The organism is Bradyrhizobium ottawaense (assembly GCF_900099825.1).
Classification (GTDB): Bacteria; Pseudomonadota; Alphaproteobacteria; order Rhizobiales; family Xanthobacteraceae; genus Bradyrhizobium; species Bradyrhizobium ottawaense_A.
In genome coordinates, this window is sequence record NZ_LT629693.1 from 7,669,936 (window position 1) to 7,692,443 (window position 22,508).

Consider the following 22,508-nt stretch of genomic DNA (forward strand, 5'->3'; position numbering starts at 1 on the left):
GCGAATTTCATTCTGAAATCTTTGTGCGATCGGCGAACAATCGTTTCACGGATTCCGGCAATGACGCCGGTATTCGATCAAAAAAACAGAAGATGGAAAACTACCATGCTCAACAAGATACTCGCAGCAGCCGCAATGGCTGCAATCGCTTATGCCGTCGTTCCCGCCAACGCCGCCCATGTGGCCGCCGGCTGCAGTGGTCCGAACCTCACCAAAACCGAATCCATGATCGAGAACATGGCTGACGGTGAAGGCAAGATCATGGCCCAGAAGGAAATTGCGATGGCGCAGGATTCGATGCTCAACGGCAAGATGGGTGCCTGCGGCATGCATCTCAGCAAGGCCATGCACGCGGGTATGGCGAAGTAATTCGCAAGTTCCTACACGAAGGGCCGGTCGCGTCCGACCGGCCCTTTGATTTTGCTTCACGGGTTAAGGTGCGCGCGCGAGCTGGGTGGCGAAATAGGCGACGGTCTTGGCATAGACCTCGCTCTTGTTCCATTGCTGGATCACCGCAAAATTCGGGCTGCCGGGCTGCCAGTCCTTGCCTTTCTGCCAGCCATAGCCGGCAAGAAAGTTCGCGGTCGATGCCAGCACGTCCGGGACGCTGTGCAGCAGATCGCGGCGGCCGTTGCCGTCGAAATCCACGGCGAATTTGACGTAGGACGACGGCATGAACTGAGTCTGGCCGATTTCGCCGGCCCATGCGCCGCGCATTTCCTGCGGCGCGATATCGCCACGCTCGATGATGCGTAACGCGTCCATCAGTTCGGCCTTGAAGGTGTCGGAGCGCCGGCAATCGTAGGCCAGCGTTGCCAGCGAGCGCATGGTCGGGAATTTTCCGATGTTGACGCCGAAATCGGTTTCCAGCCCCCAGATTGCAACGATCACTTCGCCCGGCACGCCATAGGTCTGTTCGATCCGCGAAAGCACCGAACCATATTGCTTGAGCATGTTCGAGCCGCGGGTCATGCGGGGCGGGACCATTCGGCCGGAAAACTCCTCAAAGGTCTGGCTGAACACTTTCTGCGACTGGTCGCGGGTCAGCACGGTCTTGTCGAGGGTGACGCCGCTCAGGCCGGCCTGGATGGCGGCCGGTGAAATCCCTTTCGACGTGGCTTCCTTCTTGAAGTCTTCCAGCCACGCCTCGAACGTGCCGCTGCCACAGGGCGCAGCGATCGCGGGTGCAGCCGATATCAAGACGAATGCGGCCAACGCAGCCACGCGCAGCGACCGGCGAGGGGTCAGAAAACTCGAGCTCATGCAGTCGCGCGCTCCCAAGAATCGACTCATAAGTCGACTCATCATCGACATCAGTCTCGAAACCATACCGAATGTTCGGGGTAACAGCGGCTAAAACAAGGCTTTTCCACTTTCGTGGCCGCTACGCATGCGGCGCCGATCGCGCCGCCCAATTCATGGGCAGCCGGAGTGTCGTGGCCGTCGTACTGCGGCGCGACAAACCGCCGGTCCAGCGATCGACCGGCGGTCCTGGTCGCGACAGTTGCCGCCCTAGCTGTTCTTGCGACGCCAGGGAAACAGATTGGCTGGAAAATCGGCGGCGGGACGGCGCTCACGTTGCTGCCGCGGCGGAAGTGGTTGCGGATTGAGTTCGGGCTCGATCGTTTCCCGGTAGAGATGCCAGGTTGCGTGGCCGAGTAGCGGGATGACGACGGTAAGGCCGAGGAAGAACGGCAGCGACCCCGCCACCAGCAGCACGGCGACGATCAATCCCCAGGCCGCCATCGGCACCGGATTGCGTGCGACCGCGCGCAACGAGGTCACCATCGCGTCGCCGGCGCTGGCATGACGATCGAGCATCAACGGGAACGACACCACGCTGACGCAAAGCGCGACCAGCGCGAACAGGAAGCCGACACCGCAGCCGACGATGATCAGCCACCAGCCCTGCGGCGTCGTCAGCACGCGCGTGGCAAAGTCGGAAATACCGGTCGCGCCTTCATAACCGAACGCCGCAATGTAGATGGCCTGTGCGGTGGCCACCCAGGTCACGAACAGTGCCAGCAGCAGGACGCCGAGGCCGAGCATCGCGCCGAACGATGGCGAGCGCAGCACATCGAGCGCATCCCATGCCGAAGGTTGCTGTTCGCCTTTCTCGCGGCGGCGGCTCAGCTCATAGAGACCGAGGGCTGCGAACGGGCCGAGCAGGGCAAAGCCGGCAGCGAGCGGGAACAGCAGCGGCAAGACGGAATAGCCGAGCACGGTGCGCGCCAGCACCAGTCCGAGGACGGGATAGATCACGCAAAGGATAATGGCGTGGCTTGGGACAGCCTTGAAGTCTTCCCAGCCGAGCTGCAACGCCCGATGCAGATCGGCGAAGCCGATGGTTCGGATCACTGGCGCAGCTGCGGCATCTTGTCCGTTCTGCGTCAGAGATGTGACATTGCCTTGACTTGGAGTGCCTTGAATTGGAGCGCCTTGGTATGGAGTGGCCATGGTCATCGTCTCCCTTTGGCGGTCGCATTTTGCGCCTTGCTTGGGCGCAAACGTGCCGTTTCCAAAAATGATCACGATCTGACCAGACGCGCAGACAGGTGGCCATGTCGCGAACTGAACCGACAGCGTACTCCCAAAGACAGGCCCGACGCACTCACGCTTCGGTGAATGTTGGATTGGCAAGCAGCGTCGGTCCCGGTAAACTCGACCTCGATACCGGCCAGGTGCTGCCGGTCGAAAAGTGCCGCAGACCTCCACCACATCTTCAAGTTCATTGGGAGCGAATGATGAGTATCTTCGGAAAAATCATGAGCGCGATCTTCGGCACCAAGGCTGATGCTGCGCCTGCGGGCGGCGGAGCGGCTGGCGGTGCGGCGCCGGCGGGCGGATCCTCGTCGGCGGCGCCTGGGGCGGCGCCGGCTCAGACCGTCGACGTCGCTCCGATCCTGGACAAGGCGGTAGCCGCCAAGGGCGAGAAGCTGGAGTGGCGCACCTCGATCGTCGACCTGATGAAAGCGCTCGACATCGATTCCAGCTTTGCGGCGCGCAAGGAGCTCGCCAAGGAGCTCGGCTACACCGGCGACAGCAACGACTCGGCCAGCATGAACATCTGGCTGCACAAGCAGGTTATGACCAAGCTGGCGGCGAATGGCGGCAAGCTGCCGCCGGAAATCAAGCAATGATCTGCGGCTTCAGGTACGGCAAAGGCCCGCGATATCGCGGGCCTTTTTCGTGATGCCGTCAAACAAGAAACAACAAGGAGAACGCTCATGACCACGATCGATCGCAGAACCATTTTGGCGTCCGGCGCGCTGGTGCTGGCGGGCACCGCTGTACAAGGCGGCCCGGTCGAAGCCCAAGCCGGCCCGAAGGCGATGTTTCCCGTAGCGGCGACCACGATCCCGATCGTCGGCGAGGCCGAGGTATTTCAGGTCCGCCGGATCTATTGCATCGGGCGCAACTACGCCGCGCACGCGATCGAGCGTGGCTCCGATCCGACCAGGGAGCCGCCGTTCTTCTTCCAGAAGCCGACCGATGCGATCCAGAACGTCGCGGTCGGCACGGTCGCCGACCATCCTTATCCGTCGCTGACCAAGAACTATCACCATGAGGTCGAACTGGTGGCGGTCCTGAAATCGGGCGGCGCCAACATCCCGGCCGAGAAGGCGCTCGAGCACGTCTACGGCTACGCGCTCGGTCTCGACATGACCCGGCGCGACCTGCAGAACGGCATGGCGGCGGAGAAGAAGCCGTGGGAGATCGGCAAGAGCTTTGACCATGCCGCCGTCATCGGCCCGATTCATCCGGCATCGAAGACCGGCCACTTCGTTAACGGCGCGATCTCGCTTGCGATCAACGGCACCGTGAAGCAGAGCTCGGACCTGAAGAATATGATCTGGAGCGTGGCAGAACAGATCGCCAAATTGTCCGAAGCCTTCGAGCTGAAGGCGGGCGACATCATCTATTCCGGCACACCGGAAAATGTCGGCCCCGTGGTCAAGGGTGACGTGCTGCTCTGCAAGCTGGAAGGCCTGCCGGATATGTCGATCCGGATCGTGTGAGGGCTTCGGGCAGCGCCTGAACCTGCGCGCTGCAAGCGGCGACCAACGGGATGACGCGCGCGGCGGCGCGGTCGATGCCTGACGTCAGGCATCGACCGCGGCCCGCTCCGCTGTTTTCGGACATCCCGAGGATCCCAATCTTGCCAACCCACATCGAGCGTTCCGGCGACCTTCTCACCATCCAGCAGGACGTTCCGTGGCTGTCGCGGCTGCTGATGCTGCCGCTGCTGCTTGGCTCTGGCTACCTCTTTCGTATTTTCTTTCTGTCTGTAGGCGATGTGCTCGGCGGCGTGAAAGAGAGCGAGTTGCTGGCCGGCCAGATCATTTGTCTCGTCGGCGGCCTGCTCATCGGCGTGCCCGGCCTGATGGGATTCCTGATCCGAAACTCGCTGGTGATCGACAAGGCGCAGGGCAAGGTAACGAAGTTCTACGATTACAGGCTGTTCAGCATACCCAGCAGCTTCGACCTCTCGCATGTCTCGCTGATCACGATCACCTGGGAAGATCTCCTGGAGCAGAACAAGACCGGTCCCGACCGTGACATCTTCAATGTCAACCTGGTGCGCCCTCGAGATCACCACGCGACCATGATCGCGTTCTTCAGAACACTGAAGGAAGCGACCGATCTCGCCAACGAGCTTTCCGTGGCACTTGGGATACACGTCAAGGATCTCTCGGACACCGAACCGGACGAGGACTGCGACCCGGAGCAACTGGATTCGGCTACGCCGTCAAATCCGCGACTTCAGGGTGTTTTGCGAGGTAGTCCACGACAAACGAACACCCCGCCACAACCTTCCGCCCGTCCGCCCGGATCAGCTCCAGCGCGCCCTTGACCAGTTCGGACGCGATGCCGCGGTCGCGAAGCGAGCGCGGTGTCTCGGTATGGGTGATGATAACGGCTGATGGTGTCAGGCGGTAATTCGCGAACGCGACCGCGCCTTCGACGTCGAGTTCGAAGCGGTTTTGAGCCTTGTTGTCACGGACGGCGGCCATACGGGCATTCCCCAGAACATGCGTTCAAATGTCTAACTCCGTTCATTTAAGCGCGTGAACCCGGCGATGCAAACCGGCGACGAACGGTGAAATTGCTCGCCAGGACCTGATACATGCGTCATTTGCCCCACCTGACCGCATCGCTGCTCGGCGCCGCCGTGATGTTCGGACAACCCCCGGCTGCGTCCGCTGCAGGCGACCCAAATTGGCAGACCTGCATCGGCGCGGCCACAGCCCCCAATGACCGGGCAACCGCCTGCAGCGCGGTGATCGATGCCAAGGTCGAGACCGGCAGGAAGCTTGCCGCCGCCTATTGCAACCGCGGCCACGGCCTCACCGAGAAACGCGATTTCGATTCCGCCATGTCCGACCTCAACGAGGCGATCCGGCTCGATCCGAGCTACGCCTGCGCTTACAGCAACCGCGGCCGGGTCCATGCCTTCAAGCGCGACTTCGATTCCGCGATGGCCGATTACGACGAGGCGATCCGTATCGATCCGGGCTTTGCGCTGGCCTACAACAACCGTGGCGACGCCTGGTTCAACAAGGGCGACCTCGATCGTGCGCTGGCCGATTTCAGCACCGCCATCAAATACGATCCGTCGCTCGCGACCGCCTACGGCAATCGCGGCTTTGCCTATTATCGCAAGCGCGATATGGCCCGCGCGCTCGCCGACTACTCTGCCGAGATCAAGCTCAAGCCCGACGTGCTCGCTTATATCAACCGCGGCAATGTCTACCGCGACACCGAGCAGCTCGACCGCGCGGCCGTCGATTACGGCGAGGCGGCCAGGATCGGGCCGACCGATGCGCGCGGCTGGCGCAATCGCGGCATGATCCGGCTCTACCAGGGCGACAACAAAGGCGGCCTTGCCGACTACGACAAGGCGCTGCAATACGACCCGGCCGATGCCTATTCGTGGAATAACCGCGGCCAGGCCAAAATGCGGCTCGGCGACGCCAAGGGCGCGATCGCGGATTTCCGCAAGGCGCTCGAGATCGACCCGAGCCTGCGCACCGCCCGCGATGGCCTGCAACGGCTCGGCGCTGCACCATAGATCTGGCCTGCCGCGAGCCAGCCTTCCCGCACAGAATCCTGCTGGTCGCCGTCTTGCAAGCGGTCCCGGCGTGCCTACGTTTTAGGGCAGACATACGCCCCGATGCGGCCCGATCTGGTTCGATATCGGAATGTGTTTGATCGTGCGCCGCTGACGTATGCCTCTTTTCAAGGGAGGTTACCTATGTCGGACTTTCGTTTCTTCAGTACGCATCGCCCGTGGGAAGACTGGTTCGGCATGCTGCTTGGCGGGCTGATTGTGGTGTCGCCATGGTTTCCGTTCCAGTCCAGCCACGAGACCATGGACGCCGAGCGCAGCTGGATGATCCTCAACACCTTTGTGGTCGGCATGCTCGTGTTCGGCCTTGCCCAGCTCGAATACGTCGCCTTGCAACGGTGGGAGGAGGTGGCGGAAATCGCGCTCGGCCTCTGGCTGATCGCTTCGCCCTTCATCTTCGGCTATTCTGGCGACGACATGCTGAAGATTTGGCATGCCTCGCTTGGCGCCGTCGTCGTGGTGCTGGGCGCGCTTCAACTCTGGCAGGACTGGCGGCTGAGCGACCAGGAACTGGCCAACCATCCGTAGTCGCAACCAGTGCATGGGCCCGCCGGTCTCCAGCGCGGCGGACCCACGCGCCAGCGAACATTTGCAGCGCCACGGCATCAGAGGGGTTTGAACGCGCCCTTGCCGCGACCATGTCGCCCGGTTGCGCGCCCTAATTCTTCAGCGAGTCCGCAAGCATGTCGCGGATCGACCACGGCTCGCCGTCGCTGGCGCCTTTGATGTCGTCGATTTTCCAGCCGATGGCGTCGCGCACGAACTGATAGCGGATGGTCCGGTCGGCCGGCCTGCGGGCCGGCGCGTTGCGGCCGGTAATGATGACTGATATCGCGGCCTTGTCGGCCTGCTTTTCCACGGTCACCTCAAAGGATTTGACGTCCGGCTCCTGCGAATTGGTGACGGGATCGAAGTCGACCGGTCCGACATCGCCTTTCGGCGTATGGGCGTCGGCCTTCGCCCACAATTCCACCAGCGATCTTGACAGGTATTTCGCCTTGGCGGCCTTGTTCTCGATGACGAAAGCCCCGCCGCCGTCGCCCTTGCCCTTGGCGGCGCGGGTGTAGATGGCGGTGACGATGCCGGCCGGATCGGCCGGCGAGGGCGGCGCAGCCAGGGCCCGATGCGATAAAGCTGATGCCAGCAGGCCGGCCGCACCTGACAGGATCAACGCTCGACGGGTCACCATGGCATTCCTCAAATCAGATCAGTCTGCTTATAGACTGAGATGCTTGGCTGGATCATGGTGATTCCGGCAAATGCCGGGAGAACGTCATGTCCAATGAAAAAGGTCCCAACATCAAGAAAAAGCAGAAATGCAAAAACTGCGAGGGCAAGGGCCTGGTGAAAAAGGGCGAGAACGTCGTCAAATGCCAGCGCTGCAAGGGCACCGGCGTACGCTAAAAGCCGCATCACGGGCGCCCCATTCAAGTTCAGAAATGCCCACCTACACCCCAACTGGCGGCGGTCCGACGGCTCTTGCCGAAGCCTGTGCGATGGCGATAAACCATGGCCAACAGCCTGCCCCGGGGCGACCAACAGCCCCCGTCCGCGTTGAAGAGGAAACCTCATGAAGCTCGTTCTGACCGCGCTTGGCATCGTCCTGCTCATTGTCGCCGCCGTTTATTTCGTGATGCCGGCCGATCAGCTGCCGGGCTTCTTCCCCGGCCATGAAGCGGGCGTCGCCCGTATCCACGCCAAGCACGGCATCGTCGCCGGTGTCGCCGGTCTGGTGCTGCTGGCGGCCGGCGCATGGATGGGACGGCGGTGAGCGGCGCATCCGCTGTGGCCGCCCCGCGCGGGGGACTGGCGCGGATGTCGCGCCGGGTGATGAATCTCGCGCATCTCGTTACCCAGAACGCCCGGCGCCATGGCGACCGCGCGGGCTTCATCTGGGGCGACAAGTCCTGGACCTGGCGCGAGATCGATGCAGCCGTCTCGGCGCTGGCGGCGGCGCTGGCCGCGCGCGGCATCGTCAAGGGCGACCGCATCCTGGTCCATTCCAAAAACGGCGACGAGATGTTCTGGTCGATGTTCGCGGCCTTTCGCCTCGGCGCGGTCTGGGTTCCCACCAATTTCCGCCTGATGCCGGACGAGGTCGCCTATCTCGCCTCCGCCTCCGGTGCCAAGGCGTTCCTGTGCCACGGCGATTTTCCCGATCACGCCAAGGCCGCGGCCAATCCCGCGCTCGAATTCATCTGGCGGATCGGCGAGGGCAATTTCGGCGAGACCTCCGTGACCGAAGCGATCGCCGCACACGCCGGCGCCAAGGTCGAGAACACGACCGTCGACTACGACGACCCCTGCTGGTTCTTCTTCACCTCGGGCACGACCGGACGCTCCAAGGCGGCGGTGCTGACCCACGGCCAGATGGCGTTCGTCATCACCAACCACCTTGCCGACCTGATGCCGGGCACCACCGAACAGGATGCCTCGCTGGTGGTCGCCCCGCTGTCGCATGGCGCCGGCGTCCATCAACTGGTGCAGACCGCGCGCGGTGTGCCGACGATTTTGCTGCCGTCGGAGAAATTCGACATCGCCGAGGCGTTCCGCCTGATCGAGGTCCATCGCGTCAGCAACATCTTTACGGTGCCGACGATTCTGAAGATGATGGTCGAACATCCGGCGGTCGACAAATACGATCACTCCTCGCTGCGCTTCATCATCTATGCCGGCGCGCCGATGTACCGCGAGGACCAGAAGGCGGCGCTGAACAAGCTCGGCTCCGTGCTGGTGCAGTATTTCGGCCTTGGCGAGGTCACCGGCAACATCACCGTGCTGCCGCCCAACCTGCACGACCCCGAGGATAGCCCGACGGCCCGGATCGGCACCTGCGGCTTCGAACGTACCGGCATGCAGGTCTCGATCCAGGGCGACGACGGCAGCGAGTTGAAGCCGTTCGAGACCGGCGAGATCTGCGTGATCGGTCCCGGCGTGTTCGCCGGCTATTACGACAACCCCGAGGCCAATGCGAAAGCGTTTCGCGACGGCTGGTTCCGCACCGGCGATCTCGGCCACATGGACGAGGAGGGCTTCGTCTACATCACCGGCCGCGCCTCCGACATGTACATTTCCGGCGGATCGAACATCTATCCGCGCGAGGTCGAGGAGAAGATTTTGACCCATCCGGCGATCGGCGAGGTCGCGGTGCTCGGCGTGCCCGACCCGTTCTGGGGCGAGGTCGGCGTCGCCGTCTGCGTCGCGCGCGAGGGAGCCGCTGCGGTGAGCGAGGCGGAGCTGGCCGCGTTCCTGTTGCCAAAAGTGTCGCGCTACAAGATGCCAAAACGGTTCTTCTTCTGGGAGGCGTTGCCGAAGTCCGGCTATGGCAAGATTCCGAAGCGGCTGGTTCGCGACGAGCTGGAGGCGCGGGGACAGCTCGACCTCGTGTCGAAGACGGGCACCTGAGGCGATGCGAAGCATCGCCCAGCCGGGCGCGCCGGTAACTGAGCGCATCCAGTGGGTCGAGGCGCGGGGACGCGCGTTTTCGTTCACGCCTGAAGCCGGTCTGCCGCTTTTGGAAGCCGCGCGCCGCGGCTTTGCCGGGGCCGGATTTGCCGGCGGCGTGCTGAGCCTGCGGGCAGGGGCGCTCGGCCCGTTGGCCTATGTGATGCCGGCGCTGTCGAAGACCGGCGCCAATGCCGCATTCTACAGCGACACCTTTCGCCCCCAGGGGATCAGCCGGCTGAAGTGTGCGGCGATGACGCTAGGCCAGCGCGACGGCGCGCCGTTCTTTCACTGCCACGGCCTGTGGACCGAGACCGACGGCCACCTGCACGGCGGCCACATCCTGCCCGAGGAGAGTTTTGTTGCCGAGCCGTTCGCGGTCGATGCGTTCGGAATCGACGGCGCCATGTTCACGGCCGAGCCTGACAGCGAGACCAATTTCAAGTTGTTCGGGCCAGTAGCGTTTCCAAGCGAAGTGGCTCCCGGTTCGCGTGAAGGAAACGCGTCCGATATAAGAGGCCCGTGGGCGACGACGGATGCCAAAAGCGATAGCCGCGCCTTTGCGCTGCGGTTGCGGCCGAACCAGGATTTTGCCGCGGCGCTGGAAAACTTCTGCCGGCAGCGCGGGATCTTCCGTGCCCGCCTTCACGGCGGCGTCGGCAGCACCATCGGCGCGCATTTCACCGATGGCCGTAACGTCGTGCCGTTTGCGACCGAGCTGGCGATCACTTCCGGCGACATCGCACCGGGCGCCGACGGCACGCTGCAGGCCACGCTCGATGTCGCGCTGGTCGATTATCTCGGCGGTATCGCCGAGGGCCGTCTGATGCGCGGCGACAATCCGGTGCTGATGACGATGGAGCTGGTGCTCGAGGTGATCGAGGGCGGGGTGCGGGCGTAGCGGCGTGATTCCCATTTCGAATGGCCTGTCCCGTCATTGCGAGCGAAGCGAAGCAATCCATCGCGCGGCATAACGAAGAATGGATTGCTTCGTCGCTGCGCTCCTCGCAATGACGGTGGATAAATACGAGTTCACTTTCTCGCGGCGCGAAGCACCCGGAGTTTTGCAAGAAAACCTTGCCCTCGAAAATAGAGGGCGCAGGTAAGACCGGATGCGCGCTGCACCCGCGGTCTCGCATGCATGTTGCAAAAGAATGTGCTGCACACGAGCATACAGGTTCAGCGGGAACACCCGGCCTTCCCTGCGCAATGGCTTTACGGCTTATACGTAATCGTCCTGGTGACCGGCTTTCTTGCCACCATCGCTCTTAGGCAGCGTTAGCCGCCGTCGAACTTGACGCCAGCACCGGGGCGTCGGACCCAAACGATTTCACCGTACACAAAAGCCACGCTCGTCAGTCGTGACCCTGCGTCCACCGCATCTCACCGCACGTCGTGACGATCGCGAGCGCCCCTTGTGTCGGCAAAAACTGGCAGAATGTGCGAACGGGCGGTTGAAGCAGAACCGCCCGTTGCTGGAACTGAGCCCGTAACGCCCCAAAGCGGCAGAGCCTGTATGAGAGCGAGGGACAGCTCCGGTGTCTTCCTCAACCCGAACAGTTGCAAGGGCCGTTGAGCCCGTACCGAGCAAGGAAGGGAGTGGATGATGGCACAAAATGGTCTCGTTGTCGTCGGCATCGATGTAGCAAAGGACAAGGTCGATGCGTGCATTCGCGAGTTGGCGCTGCGGCAGACGTATCCGAGCACTGCCCAGGGTCATCGCAAGCTGGTTGCCTGGCTTCGCAAGCACAAGGTGAACAGGGCGGTGATGGAGGCCAGCGGCGGCTATGAGCGCGATTGGGGGAAGGTGCTCCGTCTGGCCGGCATCGCCGTACGGATCGTCGACCCCAAGCGAGTCCGCAGCTTTGCGCAGTCGGCCGGACGCCTGGCCAAGAACGATACGATTGATGCAGAGATGATCGCTTGGTTCGCAGAGACGTTCAGCGAGGCGCCGGGCCAAGTGCACGATGCCGCGCGCGAAGAGCTGCAGGCGCTGGTGAAAGCTCGTCTCAATCTGGTCGATCTCAAGATACGACTGGAAGCTCAAAACGAGCATGCTGCACCAGGACAGGCTCGGAAAGCGCGGACCCGTATCTTGAAGAGCTTGCTCGAGGAAATTGCCAAGCTCGAAGTCGCGATCTCGGCCCAGGTCAGGGCCACACCTCATCTTGCCGAACGCGCCGAGATCGTCGAGAGCGTGCCAGGCTTTGCCGAAACGAGCTCAGCGAACCTCATTGCTGGAATGCCGGAGCTTGGCCAAGTGAGCGACGAGATCGCCGCGGCGTTGTTAGGCGTTGCCCCTTATGACGATGATAGCGGAAAGCGCCGCGGCGAACGCCACATCAAGGGCGGCCGCCGTTGGGTCCGAAACGCCCTCTACATGCCGTGCCTCGGCGCGGCCACACAGAACAATCCTGTCTTCAAGGCCTACTATCAACGGCTACTTGCCAAGGGGAAGGAGCCGAAGGTTGCGCTCGTCGCCTGCATGCGAAAGCTGATCATCATCCTCAACACAATGATCGCACGCCGGCAGAAATGGGATCCCAGCCGTTACGCACTGAATTGAGCGAGCGCACTTCACCGCGCTCGGTCCTCGACCGAGCGCATGCCTAGCCAACAGACCGGGGAGCGGACGGCGTCAAGGCCGTAAGCCGCCGAAGGCGGGGGCGCGCCTCGCGCCAGCCTTGAGGCCAGCCGATCACCGGTCTACTTCAGCACAGTTGCTCTCATCGCGGGAGACGGGCGGAGTTAGACGTCTGATTTGCCCGACGGGGCAACCGGAATCTTTTCGCGCCGACGGATTGACCTAAATCTGGGGTGATTTGCCCGACGGGCAAAACAGCCGGTATGGCTTGCTCCATCTGCCTAGCAACGGATACATTCCACGGTTGTAGCGGGAATTTGCCATGGCCTCACGACGCAACCGGACCATCGATATGCCGGCGCCATATCTCAGGCGCATCTGGCTCGACCCCTCGCGGGTCACCGATCCCGCGGCCTATCCGTTCTGCCTGCCGTTCCTGCTCGATGGCTTCGAACTGGACTTCGACTGCGCCGTCACCATCATCGTCGGCGAAAACGGCATGGGCAAGTCGACGCTGCTGGAAGGGATCGCGACGCTCGCGGGCTTCGACGAGGCGGGCGGGGCCGGTGGCTACAAGCCGGTCGATCACTCCGACGCGCTCGAAGTTATGGGCGGCAAACTGTCGTCGGCGCTGCGCGCAGGCTGGCTGCCCAAGGTCAGCAATGGCTGGTTCTTCCGTGCCGAGAGCTTCTTTTCCGTCGCGCGATATCTGGACAAGGTACAATCCGAGGATATTCCTACTCTTGGGCGCGGTAGGCCGCCGGACTTCCTCTCACATTCCCACGGCGAGGGCTTTCTCCGTTTCTTCAACGAACGTTGCCAGAAGCAGGGCATCTTCATCTTCGACGAACCGGAATCGGCGCTGTCGCCGTCGCGGCAGATCGAGTTTCTGAAACTGCTGCGGCGCATGGACGTATCAGGCATCTGCCAGGTCATCATGGCCACGCACTCGCCGATGCTGATGGCGTACCCCCAGGCGCGGCTGCTGCGGCTGTCGAAGTACGGGCTGGAAGCCGTGACGGTGCGCGAGACCGACCACTACAAGGTCATGCGCGAGTTTTGCGCGGATCCGGACGGGTTCGTGCAGGCGGCGATCGAGGAGTGAGGCCGTAGGGTAGGTTGAGTCAATGGGTTCGGCCAACGGCCGGCCCGATGAAAAACTCCGCGAAACCCACCAACAGAAGAGCGATGGGATTCGCTGCGCTCAACCCATCCTGCGCGGGCTTGCTACCTGCTTGACCAAGTCGCGACTGAGCCTATACAGACATGGCTGTTGCTGGAATATGTCCCCAACGCTTGGTGTTTGCAGCCTTGTTGGTACCCTTTGGGGGTGGATCATGAGGCGACGCGAAGTCATCCTCTTGCTCACGGGCACGATCCTTGCCAGTTCGACCGTTGTGCGCGCGCAGCAGCTCGGGCGGCCACGCCGGATCGGGGTCGTCATGCTGTACCCGGAGAAAGATCCGCAAGGGCAACTTCGTTCGACTGCCTTCCAGCAACAGCTTGAGAAATTAGGCTGGACGGTCGGCGGAAATCTCCAGATCAATTTCAAGTGGGGCACGGGCGATGCCAATTGGGTGCAGTCTGCAACCGAAGATGTCCTAAACGGGAAGCCGGATGTATTGCTGGCAAATGGCGATCCGGCGATCAAGGCGGCACAAAGGGCGACCCGTACAGTTCCGGTCATATTCATCGGCAGCGGTGATCCGGTGGGCGATGGTTTGATTCAAAGCCTCGCCCACCCGGGCGGCAACCTGACTGGTTTTGCTGTGATGGAGCCAAGTCTGGGCGCAAAGCTGCTTGGAATACTGAAGCAGGTCGCGCCGCACGTCACCCGCGTTGCCACCCTAGTGAATCCGGACAATGCCACCCACAAGCGAATTACTGCCCTGCTGGAGGCCGCCGCCCCGAACTTTGGCGTCGAAATCGTCTCGGCGCCTGGCCGTGAAACTGCCGAGATTGAAACCGCGATGAGCCAATGGGGGCAGGGATTGGGCTATGGTGTTATCGTGCCGTCGGACCCCGCGACCAATTCCCGCCGTGGACTTGTCGTTGAGCTGGCAGCGCGCTATCGGCTGCCGACCATTTACTCGCTGCGGAGCGCCGTCGTCGATGGTGGCCTGATGTCCTATGGCGTCGATATCATCGAACTGTTTCGCCAAGCCGCAATTTATGCCGATCGCATCGTCAAAGGTGAAAAGCCTGCCGAATTGCCAGTGCAACTGCCTGCGAAATTTGAGTTGGTCGCGAACTTGAAAACCGCCAAGGCACAAGGCTTCGATATACCACCCTCGCTGCTGTCAACCGCCGACGAAGTGATCGAATAACTTGCGATATGTCGATGGGTTTCGCTGCGCTCAACCCACCCTACGCGGGCTGGAAGCCGTGACGGTGAGGGAGACTGATCACTACAAGGTCATGCGCGAGTTTTGCGAGGATCCGGACGGGTTCGTGCAGGCGGCGATCGAGGGGTAGGGCTGTAGGGTGGGTTGAGCAAAGCGAAACCCACCAACACAGGGCGATGGGTTTCGCTGCGCTCAACCTATCCTACGCGGGCTTCAGCTTTCAGTGGCATAGTGGACATGGCCAGACTCGTTACCTGCTTGACCCGGTCGCGAATGACCCCGAACGGACATCGCGCCTGATTGGTTCTGGGGCCAGCAGCGCGCCATTTCTCACTCGCCGTTCGGTCGCAAAGTGCTAGTCTTGGGCATTGCACAAGGTATGTTCTCGGCGGGGTCAAATGCGACGACGCGAGTTCATCACACTGGTTGGCGGCGCCGCGGCTTCGTGGCCGTTCGGGACCGAAGCACAGCAGTCCGATCGGGTAAAGCGCGTTGGTGTGCTTTTCGCCCGCGCACAGAATGATGGTCAAGTCCATGCTCAAGTCTACGAGCAAGAGATGCAGAAGCTGGGTTGGTCTAAGGATCACAATGTCCGCTTTGACTACCGCTGGGCGGCCGGAGACCCTGAACGCATATCAACATTCGCGAAAGAGGTGGTGGACGCGCGGCCCGACGTGATTGTTGGTCACACAACCGCGGCGGTTGCGGCTCTGCTGCGCGAAACGCGCACCATTCCGATTGTGTTCATAGGGGTCACCGATCCGATTGGCAGCGGCTTCGTAACCAGCCTCTCACGGCCCGGTGGGAACCTCACGGGTTTCGTCGACTTGGAGCCTTCACTCGGAAGTAAGTGGGTGGAATTGCTGAAACAGATGGTACCCAACCTCACGCGCCTCGGTTGCATATTCAATCCAGCGACGGCAGTAGGCGGGGGATCGTATTACATGAGTTCAGTGGAGTCGGCTGCCTCGTCGTTGGGAGTCCAAGCCGTTGCAACGCCCGCTCACAATGCTGAGGAGATAGAACGAGTCCTCACCTCCCTCGCGGGGGATCCCGCTGCGGGCCTCGTTGTAATGCCAGACATCTTTAATGGGGTTCATCGAACTCTGATTATTTCGACCGCCAATCATCTACGGGTACCCGCGGTCTACGCATTCCGGTTCTTCGCCACCGGCGGCGGACTGGCGTCGTACGGGATCGACCTCACAGACCTTTTTAGGCGGGGAGCCGTATACACCGACCGTGTGCTTCGCGGCGCGCTGGCAGCCGACCTTCCGGTTCAGTTACCCACCAAATTCGAGTTGGTCATCAACCTCAAAACCGCCAAGGAGTTGGGCCTCGAAGTTCCTCCCTCGCTAGTCGCCCGCGCCGACGAGGTGATAGAATAGCAAAGAGGCGACGTCCGTTGCTGATGCTGTGGACGGCTCCTCCACCGGCACGAGAGTGCCACGGATGTGGGGGCTGTTAAGGCTCCCACGATTCAGAGGAGCGAGCCATGCAGACGGTTACGACAATCGGTTTAGACATCGCCAAGTCGGTTTTCCAGGTTCACGGCGTTGACGCTGGCGGCCAAGTAATTGTTCGCCAGCAATTGAAGCGTCGCTATGTCTTGACGTTCTTCCGGAAGCTGTCGCCGTGTCTGGTCGGTATTGAAGCCTGCGGCTCGGCGCACCATTGGTCACGCGAACTCCAGGCACTTGGTCACACCGTCCGGCTAATGCCGCCGGCCTACGTGAAACCCTACGTCAAGCGGCAGAAGAATGACGCGACTGACGCAGAGGCTATTTGTGAGGCAGTCACCAGGGCCAACATGCGGTTCGTGCCGACCAAGACTCCCGAGCAGCAAAGCGGCTTGGTATTGCACCGCACGCGTCATCTGTTCATCCGTCAGCAGACCTCCGTAATCAATGCGATCCGGGCTCATCTTGCCGAGTACGGGATAGTTGCGCCGGTCGGGCGTCAAGGTGTCGTAGAACTGCTCACTGTCGTCGCCGATCCGAACGACAGAAGGGTTCCGGAGATCGCTCGTGCGTGTCTTGCGGCACTCGGGGCTCAACTGCGCAGGATGAAGGAGCAGATCCTGGAGTTCGACCGGTTGATCAGGGCATGGCATCGGTCCAACGAAATGAGCATGCGGCTTGAAGAAGCCCCCGGCGTCGGTCCAGTGCTGGCCACTGCTTTGGTCGCTGCCGTTGCTGATCCAAAGTCCTTCCGATCAGGGCGCAACTTCTCGGCCTGGATAGGTATGGTACCGAAACAGCACTCCAGTGGAGGCAAGAACAGGCTCGGCAATATAAGCAAGCAAGATGACCGCTATTTGCGCGGCCTGTTTGTGGCCGGCGCGCTTTCTGTCATCCGTTACGCCAAGATCTACGGCGCCAAACACCGGCCCTGGCTCACGGCCTTGCTGGCCAGGCGGCCGACCAAGGTTGCGGCTATCGCGCTCGCCAACAAGATCGCGCGGATGGTCTGGGTCATGATGGCCAGGGGCGAGCGATACAACGAACCCGTCGCGCTTGCGCGATGAACGAGATCGCGCCGGGCAACTGGCGTGATGTGAAGGTTGGGAGGGCGAACAGCACGTAATGCAGAGCCGGTCGATCCGGCGATCAGGACAACCCACATGTGCCAAGGCATTCTTGAATGCGAGTTGTTGGTCGGGACCTGATCCGCGGAGGGCATTATGGCCAGCGGTCATGTGAACCGCGTCTAAAGGCCGAACACATGGCTGCACCGACCAATGCTGCAAAACGTGAAAAATCTCTTGCCAACACGGAGCCGTCCACACATGGCACATCGCGTCATTTTGCGGCGGTGCAAAATCTGTTCGCTGCCGGGGCATAACGGACATTGCCCGCAGCAATCGCGATCGACTCATGAGTACGCGCCGTAAATCAGTGCAGCTACGATCCTACTCCGCCGCCTCAGCCCCGCTGCTCCGCTTCTTGCGCGGCGCAGTCTCCCTCGCCAGCACCGGTGCCAGAAACTTGCCCGTGTAGCTCCGCGGCGCTTTCACGATATCCTCCGGCGGGCCCCAGGCGACGATTTCGCCGCCGCCGTCGCCGCCTTCGGGGCCGAGGTCGATCACCCAGTCGGCGGTCTTGATGACTTCGAGGTTGTGCTCGATCACCACCACCGTGTTGCCCTGCGACACCAGCTCGTGCAGCACTTCCAATAGTTTCGCGACGTCGTGGAAATGCAGGCCCGTGGTCGGCTCGTCCAGGATGTAGAGCGTGCGGCCGGTGGCGCGTTTTGACAATTCCTTGGCCAGCTTGACGCGCTGGGCTTCGCCGCCGGACAGCGTCGTGGCCTGCTGGCCGACATGGATGTAGTCGAGGCCGACGCGGTGCAGCGTCTTGAACGTTTCGCGGACCCGCGGCACCGCCTTGAAGAACTCGGCGGCTTCCTCGACGGTCATGTCGAGCACGTCGGCGATGCTCTTGCCCTTGAACAGCACTTCGAGCGTCTCGCGGTTGTAGCGCTTGCCCTTGCAGGCGTCGCAGGTAACGTAGACGTCGGGCAAAAAGTGCATCTCGATCTTGATGACGCCGTCGCCCTGGCAGGCCTCGCAACGGCCGCCCTTGACGTTGAACGAGAACCGCCCGGGCTCGTAGCCGCGCGCCTTGGCTTCGGGCAGCCCTGCAAACCATTCGCGGATCGGCGTGAACGCGCCGGTATAGGTCGCGGGATTGGAGCGCGGGGTGCGGCCGATCGGCGACTGGTCGATGTCGATGATCTTGTCGATATGCTCCAGCCCCTCGATGCGGTCGTGGGGGGCGGCGCCCTCGCTGGCGTTGTTGAGTTTCCGCGCGATGGCCTTGTACAGCGTGTCGATCAACAGCGTCGACTTGCCGCCGCCGGAGACGCCGGTGACGGCGGTGAACAGCCCGAGCGGAATTTCCGCCGAGACGTTTTTCAAATTGTTGCCGCGGGCGTTGATCACCTTGATGGTGCGGCGATGGTTCGGCGGCTTGCGCTCGGGGATCGGCACCGACAATTCGCCGGTGAGGTATTTGCCGGTCAGCGATTTCGGATTGGCCATGACCTCGGCGGGCGTGCCTTGCGCCACGATATGGCCGCCATGCATGCCGGCGCCGGGGCCGATGTCGAGCACGAAATCGGCCAGGCGAATGGCGTCCTCGTCATGCTCGACCACGATCACGGTATTGCCGAGGTCGCGCAGCCGCTTCAACGTCTCCAGCAGGCGCGCATTGTCGCGCTGGTGCAGGCCGATGGAAGGCTCGTCCAGCACGTAGAGCACGCCTGTGAGACCCGAGCCGATCTGGGAGGCAAGGCGGATGCGCTGGCTTTCGCCGCCGGACAGGGTGCCGGAGGCGCGCGCCAGGGTCAGGTAGTTGAGGCCGACGTCGAGCAGGAACGACAGCCGCTCGCGGATCTCCTTCAGCACGCGGACTGCGATTTCGTTCTGCTGCGCGGTGAGCGCCGCCGGCACGTCCGCGAACCATTCGCCGGCGCGCTTGACCGACAGTTCGGAGATTTCGCCGATGTGCTTGCCGCCGATCTTGACGCACAGCGCCTCCGGCTTCAGCCGGTAGCCGTTACAGCCGGCGCAGGGAACGTCGGAGAAATATTTCGCCAGTTCCTCGCGCGCCCACTCGCTTTCGGTCTCGCGGAAGCGGCGCTCGAGGTTGGTGACGACGCCCTCGAACGGTTTTTTGGTGTCGTAGGAACGCACGCCGTCTTCATAGGAGAACTTGATCTCGTCATCGCCGGAACCATGCAGGAGCGCAGCCTGCGTCTTCTTCGGCAGGTCCTTCCACTTGGTGTCGAGCGTGAACTTGTAGAATTTTCCCAGCGCCGTCAGGGTCTGGATGTAATAGGGCGAGGACGACTTGGCCCACGGCGCGATCGCGCCCTTGCGCAGGGTCATTTCCTTGTCGGGAATGACGAGGTCTTCGTCGATATGCTGCTCGACGCCGAGGCCGCCGCAGGCCGGGCAGGCGCCATAGGGGTTGTTGAACGAGAACAGTCTGGGTTCGATTTCCGGAATGGTGAAACCGGACACCGGGCAGGCGAACTTTTCCGAAAACAGAATCCGTTCCGGCCCGCTCTTGTCGTGAATCTTGGCGGTTTTCTTGTCGGACTTCTTTTCCTCGGCCGCGCCCGCGGGCGCGTCGGCGTATTCGATCACGGCGAGGCCTTCGGCCAGCTTCAGCGCGGTCTCAAAGCTTTCGGCAAGGCGCTGGCCGATATCCGGCCGCACCACGATGCGGTCGACCACGACATCGATGTCGTGCGGGAATTTCTTGTCGAGTGCCGGCGCTTCGGCGAGCTCGTAGAAGGTGCCGTCGATCTTGACGCGCTGAAAGCCCTTCTTGAGGTACTCGGCGAGTTCCTTCTTGTATTCGCCCTTGCGGCCGCGCGCGACCGGCGCCAGCAGATAGAGCCGCGTGCCCTCCGGCAGCGCCAGCACACGGTCGACCATCTGCGAGACGAGCTGACTTTCGATCGGCAGGCCCGTGGCGGGCGAGTAGGGCACGCCGACGCGGGCCCACAACAGCCGCATGTAGTCGTAGATCTCGGTGACGGTGCCGACGGTGGAGCGCGGATTCTTCGAGGTGGTCTTTTGCTCGATCGAGATCGCCGGCGACAGCCCGTCGATCTGGTCGACGTCGGGCTTCTGCATCATCTCGAGGAACTGGCGGGCATAGGCCGACAGCGACTCGACATAGCGGCGCTGGCCTTCGGCATAGATGGTGTCGAACGCGAGTGAGGATTTTCCCGAGCCGGACAGGCCGGTGAATACCGCGAGCTTGTCGCGGGGAATCTCGACGTCGATGTTCTTGAGATTGTGCTCGCGCGCGCCGCGGATCGTGATCGCGCGCGAGGCCGAGCCGGCGTTCTGTTGGCGCTTCGCCCTCAAGATTTCATCCATAGCGGCATTTCCACGCGCGTGAGACGCACGACGTTGGGCACACCGCCGGGTGGTCCGGGGCGCCGATGAGTTAAAGCTGGAACGTAGGAAGAACGGCGGACGATTTCCAGTGCCGGCGGCGAACCATCAACGGATTGTTTGCGTCTTCTTCCGTTTGGCAGCAGCGGTCAGCAGTTCCCGCTCAACCAAAGTTCCGCCAACAAACAAAAAGGCCGGCGCGAGGCCGGCCTTTAGTTGCTCGAGGGAGGAAGCGAAGCTCAGTATTTCGCGATCACCGGGCCGCCCCAGCGGTAGTTCACGCGGACCGTCGCCATGTCGACGTCCTGGCGAATGTTGTCGGCGCGCGAGACCGCAATGGCGGTTGCCGGGAACGTAATATTGGGGGTGCCCATGAACAGGTGGTCGTATTCGACGGCGACGGACCAGTTCGGTGCAAAGCCGACTTCGATGCCGGCGCCCACGGTGCCGCCCCATCGGGTATCGGTCGCCGTATTGAACACGACGCCGGTCGCGGTAAAGGCATTGCTGTACTTGGTGTCGGTGACGGCGGCGCCGCCCTTCACGTAGAGCAGGATGTTGCTCCAGGCGTAACCGACCTGGCCGGTGAAGAGGCCGATGGCATCGATCTTGGTCTGGTTGTTGAACGGAATGATCGCGGTCGCACTCGCGCTCGATCCCTTCAGGTCGGCCCAATCGCCCTGCGCTTCGACGCCGAACACCCAGTTGGCCGACTGCCAACGGTAGCCGAACTGACCGCCGACAAGTCCACCGGTGGCGTCGTGGCAGCCCTCGCGGGGGGTATTCGCAAGCGCGACGCCATTGTCGGCAGTCTTGTTCCAGCAGTTGTGGCTCGATCCGCCGCCGCCATTGAGACCGATATAGAAGCCGCTCCAGTCATAGACCGCTGCGATCATCGGCGCCGGTGCCTTGGTGTACGGGCGGGCCGCGAGATCGGCCGCCGACGCCGGAGACGTCAAGCTCAACGCGCCGAGACCTGCGACGGTAAGCAGAAATTTCTTCATCTCGTACCCCTTGGGAATCTGTTCTGGAGACCTGCGATTGTTCCCAAACTACCCAAGCGAGCAACCGGTGGCTGTTACATCCATGCCACAGTTTGACACAATGTCGCACCCTTCGGTTTCGCCATGCGAAAGCAAGCCAGCAAAATCAAGCAAACAAAAAGGCCGGCGCGAGGCCGGCCTTTCGGTGTCCTGTTTGACGCCGTTTCTATCAGTACTTGGCGATGACCGGGCCACCCCAGCGGTAGTTGACGCGGACGGTGACGAGGTCGGCGTCCTGCTTGATGCTGTCGGTGCGGGTGTTCAGGCCGGCGACCGGGAAGACGCTGGTGAAGGTGTTGCCCTTCGTGCCCATGAACAGATGGTCGTATTCGACGGCTGCCGACCAGTTCGGCGCAAAGCCGAATTCGACACCCGCGCCGACCGCGCCGCCCCAACGGGTTTCGGTGGTGCGATCGATGACGACGTTGGTTCCAGTCAACAGGCCTTCGTAACGGTTGTCGGTGACCGCGGCGCCGCCCTTCACATAGAGCAGGGCGTTATTCCAGGCGTAGCCGATCTGGCCGGTGAACAGGCCGAAGGCATCGATCTTGGTGCGGTCCGTCGACAGGCCGAGCGTGGCGAGGCTGGCATTGCTGCCGCGGAAGTCAGCCCAGTTGCCCTGCGCTTCCAGACCGAACACCCAGTTGCCGGCCTGCCAGCGGTAGCCGAGCTGACCGCCCGCGGTGCCGCCGGTCGCGTCGTGGCAACCTTCCGCAGCCGCAGGAACGGCGACGCCGGCAACAGCGGTGTTGTTGTAGCAGTTGCGGCTCGAACCCCAACCACCGTTGGCGCCGATGTAGAAGCCGCTCCAGTCGTAGACGGCGGCGATCATCGCGGGTGCCTTGGTGTAGGGACGCGCAGCGAGATCGGCAGCAGCGGCAGGCGCCGCGAAGGCAACGAGGGCAACCGTGCCCAGCAGAAACTTCTTCATGGTCGTATCTCCAGCTCTTGACCGCTTCTCGTTGGTCCCGAAGCGTTTTGTGATGACGCGGGCGCCGCATCGTTGGAACAACCTATACGCCGGATCGATCGAAAAAGCCGTCGCCGA

General features: G+C 62.3%; 22 protein-coding genes and 1 pseudogene. 16 read left to right on the plus strand and 7 right to left on the minus strand.

The window, feature by feature from the left end; genetic code table 11:
- The first annotated feature begins 60 nt into the window (after positions 1 to 60).
- Entirely contained in the window at positions 61 to 369 is a 309-nt protein-coding gene (locus BLR13_RS36275) for a hypothetical protein (protein WP_074830174.1), read from the plus strand.
- A 63-nt stretch (positions 370 to 432) separates the two neighbouring features.
- Here the strand turns inward: BLR13_RS36275 and BLR13_RS36280 are convergent, their stop codons facing one another.
- A complete protein-coding gene (locus tag BLR13_RS36280) occupies positions 433 to 1,263 on the minus strand; it encodes a lytic murein transglycosylase (RefSeq protein WP_074830172.1) in 831 nt (276 codons plus the stop codon).
- 249 nt (positions 1,264 to 1,512) lie between these two features.
- Positions 1,513 to 2,457, minus strand: coding sequence for a DUF2189 domain-containing protein (locus tag BLR13_RS36285; RefSeq protein ID WP_074832354.1), 945 nt, complete (start codon positions 2,455 to 2,457; stop codon positions 1,513 to 1,515).
- Positions 2,458 to 2,744: 287 nt separating this feature from the next.
- Here BLR13_RS36285 and BLR13_RS36290 point away from each other — a divergent pair, with 287 nt between their 5' ends.
- The 3 genes from BLR13_RS36290 (at position 2,745) to BLR13_RS36300 (ending at position 4,855) form a co-directional block, all read left to right on the plus strand.
- Positions 2,745 to 3,140, plus strand: coding sequence for a DUF3597 domain-containing protein (locus BLR13_RS36290; protein ID WP_074830171.1), 396 nt, complete (start codon positions 2,745 to 2,747; stop codon positions 3,138 to 3,140).
- Between the two features lie 87 nt (positions 3,141 to 3,227).
- Entirely contained in the window at positions 3,228 to 4,019 is a 792-nt protein-coding gene (locus tag BLR13_RS36295) for a fumarylacetoacetate hydrolase family protein (protein WP_074830169.1), read from the plus strand.
- 50 nt (positions 4,020 to 4,069) lie between these two features.
- The gene (locus BLR13_RS36300; RefSeq protein WP_091976963.1) at positions 4,070 to 4,855 is read left to right on the plus strand and encodes a hypothetical protein; all 786 of its coding nucleotides are present in this window, start codon (positions 4,070 to 4,072) and stop codon (positions 4,853 to 4,855) included.
- Here the strand turns inward: BLR13_RS36300 and BLR13_RS36305 are convergent.
- Positions 4,743 to 5,015, minus strand: coding sequence for a GNAT family N-acetyltransferase (locus BLR13_RS36305; protein ID WP_074830160.1), 273 nt, complete (start codon positions 5,013 to 5,015; stop codon positions 4,743 to 4,745). The genes BLR13_RS36300 and BLR13_RS36305 overlap by 113 nt on opposite strands.
- 113 nt (positions 5,016 to 5,128) lie before the next feature.
- On the opposite strand from BLR13_RS36305, the gene BLR13_RS36310 reads away from it, so the two are divergent.
- Both BLR13_RS36310 and BLR13_RS36315 read left to right on the plus strand, forming a co-directional pair.
- Positions 5,129 to 6,073 (plus strand): tetratricopeptide repeat protein, encoded by a 945-nt coding sequence (locus BLR13_RS36310; protein ID WP_079587273.1) that lies wholly within the window; start codon positions 5,129 to 5,131, stop codon positions 6,071 to 6,073.
- Positions 6,074 to 6,256: 183 nt separating this feature from the next.
- Positions 6,257 to 6,658: an SPW repeat protein gene (locus BLR13_RS36315; RefSeq protein ID WP_074830159.1), complete on the plus strand. Its 402-nt coding sequence runs from the start codon at positions 6,257 to 6,259 to the stop codon at positions 6,656 to 6,658.
- Positions 6,659 to 6,788: 130 nt separating this feature from the next.
- Here the strand turns inward: BLR13_RS36315 and BLR13_RS36320 are convergent, their stop codons facing one another.
- The gene (locus BLR13_RS36320) at positions 6,789 to 7,319 is read right to left on the minus strand and encodes a DUF3828 domain-containing protein (protein WP_074830157.1); all 531 of its coding nucleotides are present in this window, start codon (positions 7,317 to 7,319) and stop codon (positions 6,789 to 6,791) included.
- A gap of 86 nt (positions 7,320 to 7,405) precedes the next feature.
- Between BLR13_RS36320 and BLR13_RS42350 the strand changes: the two genes are divergently transcribed.
- From BLR13_RS42350 to BLR13_RS36360, 10 genes and pseudogenes are all read left to right on the plus strand, one after another.
- Positions 7,406 to 7,534: a hypothetical protein gene (locus BLR13_RS42350; RefSeq protein WP_283806880.1), complete on the plus strand. Its 129-nt coding sequence runs from the start codon at positions 7,406 to 7,408 to the stop codon at positions 7,532 to 7,534.
- Positions 7,535 to 7,700: 166 nt separating this feature from the next.
- Positions 7,701 to 7,901, plus strand: coding sequence for a hypothetical protein (locus BLR13_RS36325; RefSeq protein ID WP_074830156.1), 201 nt, complete (start codon positions 7,701 to 7,703; stop codon positions 7,899 to 7,901).
- Positions 7,883 to 9,535 carry an acyl-CoA synthetase gene (locus tag BLR13_RS36330; protein WP_074830154.1) on the plus strand — a complete coding sequence of 551 codons (1,653 nt, stop codon included), beginning with the start codon at positions 7,883 to 7,885 and terminating at the stop codon, positions 9,533 to 9,535. The genes BLR13_RS36325 and BLR13_RS36330 overlap by 19 nt, the downstream gene beginning before the upstream one ends.
- Before the next feature lie 4 nt (positions 9,536 to 9,539).
- Positions 9,540 to 10,475 (plus strand): PCC domain-containing protein, encoded by a 936-nt coding sequence (locus tag BLR13_RS36335; RefSeq protein WP_074830152.1) that lies wholly within the window; start codon positions 9,540 to 9,542, stop codon positions 10,473 to 10,475.
- Between the two features lie 702 nt (positions 10,476 to 11,177).
- Positions 11,178 to 12,140 (plus strand): IS110 family transposase, encoded by a 963-nt coding sequence (locus BLR13_RS36340; protein WP_091976312.1) that lies wholly within the window; start codon positions 11,178 to 11,180, stop codon positions 12,138 to 12,140.
- Between the two features lie 340 nt (positions 12,141 to 12,480).
- A complete protein-coding gene (locus BLR13_RS36345) occupies positions 12,481 to 13,263 on the plus strand; it encodes an AAA family ATPase (protein ID WP_074830149.1) in 783 nt (260 codons plus the stop codon).
- A 232-nt stretch (positions 13,264 to 13,495) separates the two neighbouring features.
- Positions 13,496 to 14,485, plus strand: a complete 990-nt coding sequence (locus tag BLR13_RS36350) for an ABC transporter substrate-binding protein (RefSeq protein ID WP_074830146.1) — start codon at positions 13,496 to 13,498, stop codon at positions 14,483 to 14,485.
- A gap of 37 nt (positions 14,486 to 14,522) precedes the next feature.
- Positions 14,523 to 14,633: pseudogene (locus BLR13_RS42085) on the plus strand (AAA family ATPase); the annotation flags it as partial.
- Positions 14,634 to 14,901: 268 nt separating this feature from the next.
- On the plus strand, positions 14,902 to 15,891 hold the full coding sequence (locus tag BLR13_RS36355; protein ID WP_074830144.1) for an ABC transporter substrate-binding protein: 990 nt from the start codon (positions 14,902 to 14,904) through the stop codon (positions 15,889 to 15,891).
- A 107-nt stretch (positions 15,892 to 15,998) separates the two neighbouring features.
- Positions 15,999 to 17,030, plus strand: a complete 1,032-nt coding sequence (locus BLR13_RS36360) for an IS110 family transposase (protein WP_074830141.1) — start codon at positions 15,999 to 16,001, stop codon at positions 17,028 to 17,030.
- A 384-nt stretch (positions 17,031 to 17,414) separates the two neighbouring features.
- On the opposite strand, the gene uvrA is transcribed toward BLR13_RS36360, so the two are convergent.
- The 3 genes from uvrA to BLR13_RS36375 all read right to left on the minus strand — a co-directional run bounded on the left by uvrA (position 17,415) and on the right by BLR13_RS36375 (position 22,391).
- On the minus strand, positions 17,415 to 20,399 hold the full coding sequence (gene uvrA / locus BLR13_RS36365; RefSeq protein WP_074830139.1) for an excinuclease ABC subunit UvrA: 2,985 nt from the start codon (positions 20,397 to 20,399) through the stop codon (positions 17,415 to 17,417).
- Positions 20,400 to 20,656: 257 nt separating this feature from the next.
- The gene (locus BLR13_RS36370) at positions 20,657 to 21,421 is read right to left on the minus strand and encodes an outer membrane protein (protein WP_074830136.1); all 765 of its coding nucleotides are present in this window, start codon (positions 21,419 to 21,421) and stop codon (positions 20,657 to 20,659) included.
- Between the two features lie 208 nt (positions 21,422 to 21,629).
- Positions 21,630 to 22,391, minus strand: coding sequence for an outer membrane protein (locus BLR13_RS36375; RefSeq protein WP_074830134.1), 762 nt, complete (start codon positions 22,389 to 22,391; stop codon positions 21,630 to 21,632).
- Between the last annotated feature and the right edge of the window lie 117 nt (positions 22,392 to 22,508).